At 66.4% G+C, this 6,985-nt stretch carries 7 protein-coding genes and 2 pseudogenes; 6 read left to right on the forward strand and 3 right to left on the reverse strand.

Features of this window, described 5'->3' with window-relative positions; genetic code table 11:
* Positions 1-189, reverse strand: a pseudogene (locus H8A95_RS40755) (hypothetical protein); the annotation flags it as partial.
* Positions 190-654: 465 nt separating this feature from the next.
* Here H8A95_RS40755 and H8A95_RS40760 point away from each other — a divergent pair.
* Entirely contained in the window at positions 655-1,401 is a 747-nt protein-coding gene (locus tag H8A95_RS40760) for a 16S rRNA (uracil(1498)-N(3))-methyltransferase (protein WP_229188142.1), read from the forward strand.
* Between the two features lie 35 nt (positions 1,402-1,436).
* Here H8A95_RS40760 and H8A95_RS40765 read toward each other — a convergent pair whose 3' ends face one another.
* The gene (locus H8A95_RS40765) at positions 1,437-1,739 is read right to left on the reverse strand and encodes a type II toxin-antitoxin system RelE/ParE family toxin (protein ID WP_229188143.1); all 303 of its coding nucleotides are present in this window, start codon (positions 1,737-1,739) and stop codon (positions 1,437-1,439) included.
* A gap of 1 nt (position 1,740) precedes the next feature.
* The gene (locus tag H8A95_RS40770; RefSeq protein ID WP_229188144.1) at positions 1,741-1,992 is read right to left on the reverse strand and encodes a type II toxin-antitoxin system ParD family antitoxin; all 252 of its coding nucleotides are present in this window, start codon (positions 1,990-1,992) and stop codon (positions 1,741-1,743) included.
* A gap of 235 nt (positions 1,993-2,227) precedes the next feature.
* Between H8A95_RS40770 and H8A95_RS40775 the strand changes: the two genes are divergently transcribed.
* The 5 genes and pseudogenes from H8A95_RS40775 to H8A95_RS40795 all read left to right on the forward strand — a co-directional run.
* The gene (locus tag H8A95_RS40775; protein WP_229188145.1) at positions 2,228-3,391 is read left to right on the forward strand and encodes an ATP phosphoribosyltransferase regulatory subunit; all 1,164 of its coding nucleotides are present in this window, start codon (positions 2,228-2,230) and stop codon (positions 3,389-3,391) included.
* Positions 3,388-4,364 (forward strand): annotated as a pseudogene (hisG, locus tag H8A95_RS40780) (ATP phosphoribosyltransferase). Before H8A95_RS40775 ends, hisG begins: the two are co-directional and overlap by 4 nt.
* A 139-nt stretch (positions 4,365-4,503) precedes the next feature.
* Positions 4,504-5,550, forward strand: a complete 1,047-nt coding sequence (locus tag H8A95_RS40785) for a glycosyltransferase family 2 protein (RefSeq protein ID WP_229188146.1) — start codon at positions 4,504-4,506, stop codon at positions 5,548-5,550.
* Positions 5,547-6,389: a ChbG/HpnK family deacetylase gene (locus H8A95_RS40790; RefSeq protein WP_229188147.1), complete on the forward strand. Its 843-nt coding sequence runs from the start codon at positions 5,547-5,549 to the stop codon at positions 6,387-6,389. Before H8A95_RS40785 ends, H8A95_RS40790 begins: the two co-directional genes overlap by 4 nt.
* A gap of 129 nt (positions 6,390-6,518) precedes the next feature.
* Positions 6,519-6,985: DUF2076 domain-containing protein (locus H8A95_RS40795; RefSeq protein ID WP_229188148.1), on the forward strand; the 467-nt coding region annotated here is incomplete at its 3' end.

A 6,985-nucleotide genomic window follows, 5' to 3' on the forward strand; every position in this document is an offset into this window, starting at 1 on the left:
TGCAGGATCCGAGGCGGTGCCGGCCCGGCTGGCGGGACGTGCACCGTTGACCGGCGGGAACGCGGGATCCGAGGCGGTGCCGGCCTGGCCTTGATTGGGCAGCGGTGCCGGAAAAGCGCTCTGGGCAGCCGCCTGCCCCACAGACAGGGCGGTCGCGGCAACGGTCAGCACGATCAGTCGGCGGATCATCGAGGGTGTTTCTCCGGCAAAAGGTCCAGGCAACCCCAGCGCTACAAAAACGAAGCAACGAAATTTGGGGGCGTTTTACGATTCCTGTGAGGCCTTAACAACCCGTGGATTTGGGCGACAGCGCGGCGTAGGGCCACACCGGCCACATTAAATTGTTCCCCGATTCTAAGCCTTTAGGCTACGAACGCGATAAAAATCGACCATCAAGTCTGCCTGAACGGGATTTTCGGTCATGCGCCGGTTTGAATTTTACGGTCCTACGCTGACCGAAAAACAAAAGGGGCCGCGTGCAAGCGACCCCTCGGACTGGAAAAATGACTTGGTGTCAGAAGCAATATATCGACGCTTCCTTACTACCTTGGCAGGCGAGTTCCTGGCGAGTCCGCGCGACTACGGTGTCGTCCGGTTTGGTTAACCTGCCAGGCAGCACTGACGCCGCTGGAGCGCATCTCAAGAACCCACGACATGTCTGAACACGATTTCCGCAGCCCCCGCCTGTTTGTCGATGCCCCGCTCGGTGCCGGCGCCACCGTTCCGCTCGAACGCGACCAGAGCAACTATCTCGGCAACGTGCTGCGGCTTAACGCCGGCGACACCGTGCTGGTGTTCAACGGCCGCGACGGCGAATGGCGCGCGGCGATTTCCGGCCGCAAGCGGGCGGACACGCTGACGATCGCAGCACAAACCCGCGCGCAGGACCGCCTGCCCGACGTCGCCTATGTGTTCGCGCCGCTGAAACATGCCCGGCTCGACTACATGGTGCAGAAGGCGGTCGAGATGGGCGCCGCGCGGCTGGTGCCTGTGCTGACGCGCTTCACCCAGGTGTCGCGGGTCAACGGCGAGCGGATGCGCGCCAATGTGGTCGAGGCCGCCGAGCAATGCGGCATCATCTCGCTCGCCGAGGTCGCCGATCCCCTGCCCCTCGAACGCTTCCTGGCCGGGCGCGACCAGGCGCGGCTGCTGGTGTTCTGCGACGAGGCGGCCGAGGTCGCAAATCCGATCCAGGCGCTGCAAGCGGCGAGGGCTGCAAATGGCGGCATCGATGTCCTGATCGGCCCCGAAGGCGGCTTCGCCGAGGAGGAGCGCGCGCTGCTGCTGCGCCAGCCCAGCATCCTCCGCCTCGCCCTCGGCCCGCGCATCCTGCGCGCCGACACCGCCGCCGTCGCCGCGCTGGCGCTGGTGCAGGCGGCACTCGGGGATTGGGGGAAGTAAGAGTTAGCCGGAAAGGCGGCTCGCACGGAGACCGCTTATTCGCCGGACAAATCCAGCTCTCCAAGATCGCGCGCGGCATCGATCACGCGCATGATGCGCACGCCGCCTGGGGTGATCTCGTACAGCAGCAGCCACCGCGAAATCACCAGCATCCTCGCAGCATCGGCGATGTCGGGCCGCGCCGGTCCGGATTCGGGAAATTGCGCCAATTGGCAACACCTCACTTCAATGCGATCGATCCAATGGTCTGCCGTCGCAGGCCCTTTATCGGATGCGATGAGAAACCAGATTTCGGCGAGATCGTCCTGCGCGAGCCGGGAAAGGCGGACCTCTCCCAATTTACTTGCCCGCAGCCTTCAACCGGGCTCGTCCCTGTGCCTTGATCTCGGCGAAGTCAGCCGGTCCAGCGTCGCCACTCGCCTGTCCCGCCGCCCAGGCACTGCGGAGGAATGCCAATCGCGCCTCCTCCGTCTGCTCCATGATCCGCAGCGCTTCCCGCACGACCTCGCTTGCCGACGTATAACGGCCGCTCGCGACCTTGGTTTTGACGAACTCGCTCAACTCGTCGGTCAGTGAGACGTTCATATTCATGATGGGACCCTCTCCGCCCAATTATGGGAGCGACCACAAACTTTAGCAATGTTTGCCATCGGCATCGAACAATCCGGTTCCACCTAGCCAAGCCGTCGTAAAATCGTTAACGCACGCAATCATTAAGCCACTTGGCCGATCGCTGTCGAAACCCTGATCCGGCCATGGTAAGGGCTGCCCCGAACCACCCTGGAACCTGCGCCGGAGCCCCAATCCGGACCTTTTGGACGTCGAGATGACCGAAGCTGCCGCACCACGATCCGCCGCCGGATCCGCCTCATGGGCGGATGCGCTGCTGGCCTCGTTCGCGCAGGCCGGCTATCTCAGGTCCGAGCCCGCGATCCTGCAACCGGCCGAGCCGTTCCTCGACCTCTCCGGCGAGGACATCCGCAAGAGCCTGTATCTGACGACCGACCCGAGCGACGAGGAGCTCTGCCTGCGCCCGGATCTCACGATTCCGGTGGCGCGCGACTACCTCGCCTCGCCCCGCGCCGGCCAGCCGGCCGGCTTCAGCTATCTCGGGCCGGTGTTCCGCTATCGCGACGGCCAGCCGAGCCAATTCCTGCAAGCCGGCATCGAATCCTTCGGGCGGCAGGACCGCGCCGCGGCCGACGCCGAGATGCTGGCGCTGGCGCTGGAGGCGACCACGGCTTTCGGCTTGACCGACGTCGAGATCCGCACCGGCGACGTGGCGCTGTTCAACGCGCTGATCGATGCGCTCGAGCTCTACCCGGTGTGGCGGCGCCGGCTGATCAAGGATTTCAACCGCAAGGTTTCGCTGACCGACGACATCGAGCAGCTGACACTCTCAACCGCGCCGGGCCGCAACGAATATGAGGGCGTGCTCGCGGCGCTGGCCGGCTCCGACCGCAAGGCTGCGCTGGCGCTGGTCACCGATCTGATGTCGATCGCCGGCACCACCAATGTCGGCGGGCGCACGGTCGCCGAGATCGCCGACCGCTTCCTCGAGCAATCGACCTTGAAGGCCGGCGCGCTGCCGCGCGACGCGGTCGCGACCATCAAGCGCTTCCTGGCGATCTCGGGCGATCCCGACGACGCGGTCGCGCAGTTGCGCGCGCTGGCCGCCGACGCCAAGCTGAACCTCGCCGCCGCGATCGACCAGCTCGAGAGCCGGGTCGGCTTCATGGCGGCGCGCGGCATCGACATCCGAAAAACCCGCTTCTCGACCGCGTTCGGCCGCGGCCTCGACTATTACACCGGCTTCGAGTTCGAGCTGCACGCCAAGGGCAACGGCAGCGAGCCGCTGGTCGCAGGCGGCCGCTATGATGGACTGATGACGCAGCTCGGATCAGTGAGCCCGATCCCCGCGGTCGGCTTCTCGGTCTGGATCGAGGCGATGACCCGGCACGGCAAGGCCCTGCGCGGAGACGCCCGATGAGCACGCCCTTCGTCGTCGCCGTCCCCTCCAAGGGGCGCTTGCAGGAAAACGCGGAGAGCTTCTTCGCCCGCGCCGGGCTGACCCTGTCGAAGGCCGGCGGTGCACGCGACTATCGCGGCACCATCGCCGGCGTCGACAATGTCGAGATCGCCTATCTGTCGGCGAGCGAGATCGCGGCCAATCTGGCCCGCGGCTCGGTGCATCTCGGCGTCACCGGCGAGGATCTGGTGCGCGAGAGCATTCCGGATCCCGACAAGCGCGTGCTGATGATCGAAGGCCTCGGCTTCGGCTATGCCAATGTCGTGGTTGCGGTGCCGCAGGCCTGGATCGACGTCCGCACCATGGCCGATCTCGACGACGTCGCATCGGGCTTCCGCGAGCAGCACAATCATCGCATGCGGTCGCGACCAAATACATCAACCTGACGCGCGGCTTCTTTGCCAGGCACGGCGTCGGCGACTACCGCATCGTCGAGAGCGCCGGCGCCACCGAAGGCGCGCCCGCGGCCGGCACCGCCGAGTTGATCGTCGACATCACGACCACCGGCGCCACGCTCGCCGCCAACGGGCTCAAGGTGCTGGACGACGGCGTGATGCTGCGCAGCCAGGCCAATCTGGTGGCCTCGAAGGATGCCGACTGGTCGACCGGCGCCCGCGAGACCGCGCGCGTCATCCTCGACCACATCGCCGCGCGCGCCCGCGCCAGCAAGTATCGCGAGGTCCGCACCCGCTTCGCCGGCTGCAACGATGCGCTGCTGTCCGAGGCGCACAGCCGTTTCGGCGTGGTCGCCCCGTTCGGCGGCCCGACCTCGTCGGGCATGCTTACGCTGCACTGCCCACCGGGCAAGCTTTACGCGCTCGGCAGCTTCCTGCGCGAGCACGGCGCCGAGACCGTGTCGGTGGTGTCGCTGGACTACGTGTTCGACCGCGAGAACCCGCTGTTCGCCAAGCTTGAGGCGTTCCTGCGACAATGAGTCGGCAGGGCCGTTCATGTTGGCGACAGCCGACCGTCGGTACCATATTGTGTTCATGATCTCTCGTTGCGACGCGTTTTCCTGCCGCGAACCGGAACCCGATTTCGCGCGAAAACGCTCTAGTTCTGGAACCTGATCGATGATGCTGGGCTCTGACGTTTCCAGCCTGACCACCACCGCCAAGACCGCCGCCGCGCAGGGTCTGTCCATCGTCGTGCCCGTCTACAACGAGGCCGCCGGGCTCAGTGCGCTGCACCAGCGGCTGATCGACCTCGCCAAGGCGCTGGGCGCCCGCTACGGCCTCACTTGCGAAGTGATCTATGTCGACGACGGCAGCGCCGACAACACGCTGGCGATCGCGCGCGGCCTGCCCGCGGATGGGCTCGACCTGCAGGTGGTGTCGCTGTCGCGCAATTTCGGCAAGGAGGCGGCGCTGATGGCCGGCCTCGACCATGCCCGCCGCGGCGCGGTGCTGTTCATGGATGGCGATGGCCAGCACCCACCGACGCTGGTGGAGCAACTGGTCGCGCACTGGATCGATGACGGCTACGACGTGGTCTATACCGCGAAGGCGCATCGCGACAATGAATCGGCGGCGCGGCGACTTGCCGTGCGCGGCTTCTACGCGCTGATCAATTGGGGCGCGCGGCAGCAGATCCCCGAAGATGCCGGCGACTTCCGCCTGCTCTCGCCGCGCGCGGCCGCGGCCTTGCGGCAATTGCCGGAGCGCAACCGCTTCTTCAAGGGCCTCGCCAGCTGGATCGGCTTCAAGCAGATCCGCGTCGACTACGAGCCGGCGCCGCGCGCGCATGGCGTCACCACCTTCAACGCCGGCCGGCTGATCGGCCTGTCGATCGAGGGCCTGACCTCGTTCTCGGTGGCGCCGCTGCGCTTCGCCAGCCTGCTCGGCGCGCTGCTCGCCGGCGCGGCCTTCCTGTTCGGTCTCTCGATCCTGTGGGAAGTGCTGACCACCGGCAAGCAGGTCCCCGGCTATCCGTCGCTGATGATCGGCATGATGACGATCGGCGGCGTGCAGCTCATCATGATCGGGATCGTCGGCGAATATATCGGCAAGATCCTCTCCGAGCTGAAGGCGCGGCCGATCTACTTCGTCGCCGAGCATACCGAGAAGCACGCCGACGGCGGTGCGGCGCAGGCGGCCTCCGAGCGGACCGCCGCCGAATGAGCGAAACTTCGCCGCGCCGGATCTGGCTGTGTGCTGACGATTATGGCTTGAGCGACGGCGTCAACAGCGCGATCCGCGATCTGATCGAGCGCGGCCGCCTCAACGCAACGTCCGTGATGATGGTGACGCCGGCGATCGGCCGGGAGAGCGCGGCTGCGCTGCAGGCATCGGTCGCGAAAAGCCCGCGCTGCGCGATCGGACTGCATGTGACGCTGACCGCGCCGTTCCGGCCGCTGACGATGCACTTCCGGCCGCTCGACGGCGACATGTTCCTGCCCTTCCCGCGACTGTTGCGGGCCGGGCTGATGCATCGGCTCGATGCCGAGCTGGTGCATGCCGAGGTGCTGGCGCAGCTCGACGCGTTCCACGATTTGTTCGGCCGCGCGCCCGATTTCGTCGACGGCCATCAGCATGCGCAGCTGTTTCCGCAGGTGCGCGACGGCTTCCTGCGCGCCGTGAAGGAGCGCGCACCCAACGCCTGGGTGCGGCAGTGCGGCCGCGAAGGTCCGCTCGCGCGCCAGCTGGCGGCGCCCAAGGCGCTGGTGCTGAACGTGCTCTCAACGCAATTCCGCATCAAGGCGCAGCGATCAGGCCTGCATTTCAATCCGGCCTTCGCCGGCGCCTACGACTTTACGCGCAGCAGCGACTTCGGCGCGCTGATGCAGGGCTTCCTTGACGGCATGCCAGAGGACGGGCTCGTGATGTGCCATCCGGGTTTCGTCGATGAAACTCTGAAAAATCTCGACCCGCTGACGACCCAGCGCGAGACCGAGCATGCCTATCTCGCAGGCGACGATTTCGCCGCGCTGCTGGCCCTGAATAAAGTTACACTGGCCTGATAGGGTTCATAAGAATCCGCCGGTCGGATTGTCGCATACGTAAATTTAATTCGGGCCCCCACTCCTTGCGCCACAAAGCCCGTCCTACATGAGGCGCGCGCCGATTCGATCGACGCGATGGAGAACGCCATGACACCGCAAGAACGCCAACTGATCGACGATCTCTTCGACCGGCTCGCCAAGCTGGAGAATGCCCCGCGCGACAGCGAGGCCATGTCCGCGATCATGCAGGGCCTGCGCAGCGCGCCGAATGCGGTTTATGCGCTGGTGCAGACCACGCTGGTGCAGGACGAGGCGCTGAAGCGCGCCCATGACCGCATCCAGGAACTCGAGGCCGCGGTCGGCCAGCAGCAGCCGGCCCAGCAGCAAGGCGGTTTCCTCGATTCGATGCGCGATGCGATCTTCGGCCAGGGTCAAGGACAGGGCCAGCAGCCGCATGGTTCGGTGCCGCCGGTGCGTGCGCCCGATATCGGCGGCGGCCGTCCAGTCTGGAACTCGGGCCAGGCGATGCCGCAGGCAGGCGGCGGCTATGGCCAGAACTACGGCCAGCCGCCCCAGCAATACGGCCAGCCTTATGGCGGCCCGCAGCCCCCGGC

The sequence above is a fragment of the Bradyrhizobium oropedii genome, from assembly GCF_020889685.1.
Classification (GTDB): Bacteria; Pseudomonadota; Alphaproteobacteria; order Rhizobiales; family Xanthobacteraceae; genus Bradyrhizobium; species Bradyrhizobium oropedii.

Bases quoted from the DNA above. Each gene is read 5' to 3' on its own strand.
- H8A95_RS40775 (WP_229188145.1), top strand. From the start codon at position 2,228: ATGACCGAAGCTGCCGCACCACGATCCGCCGCCGGATCCGCCTCATGG.
- H8A95_RS40770 (WP_229188144.1), bottom strand. From the start codon at position 1,992: ATGAATATGAACGTCTCACTGACCGACGAGTTGAGCGAGTTCGTCAAA.
- H8A95_RS40785 (WP_229188146.1), top strand. From the start codon at position 4,504: ATGATGCTGGGCTCTGACGTTTCCAGCCTGACCACCACCGCCAAGACC.
- H8A95_RS40760 (WP_229188142.1), top strand. From the start codon at position 655: ATGTCTGAACACGATTTCCGCAGCCCCCGCCTGTTTGTCGATGCCCCG.
- H8A95_RS40790 (WP_229188147.1), top strand. From the start codon at position 5,547: ATGAGCGAAACTTCGCCGCGCCGGATCTGGCTGTGTGCTGACGATTAT.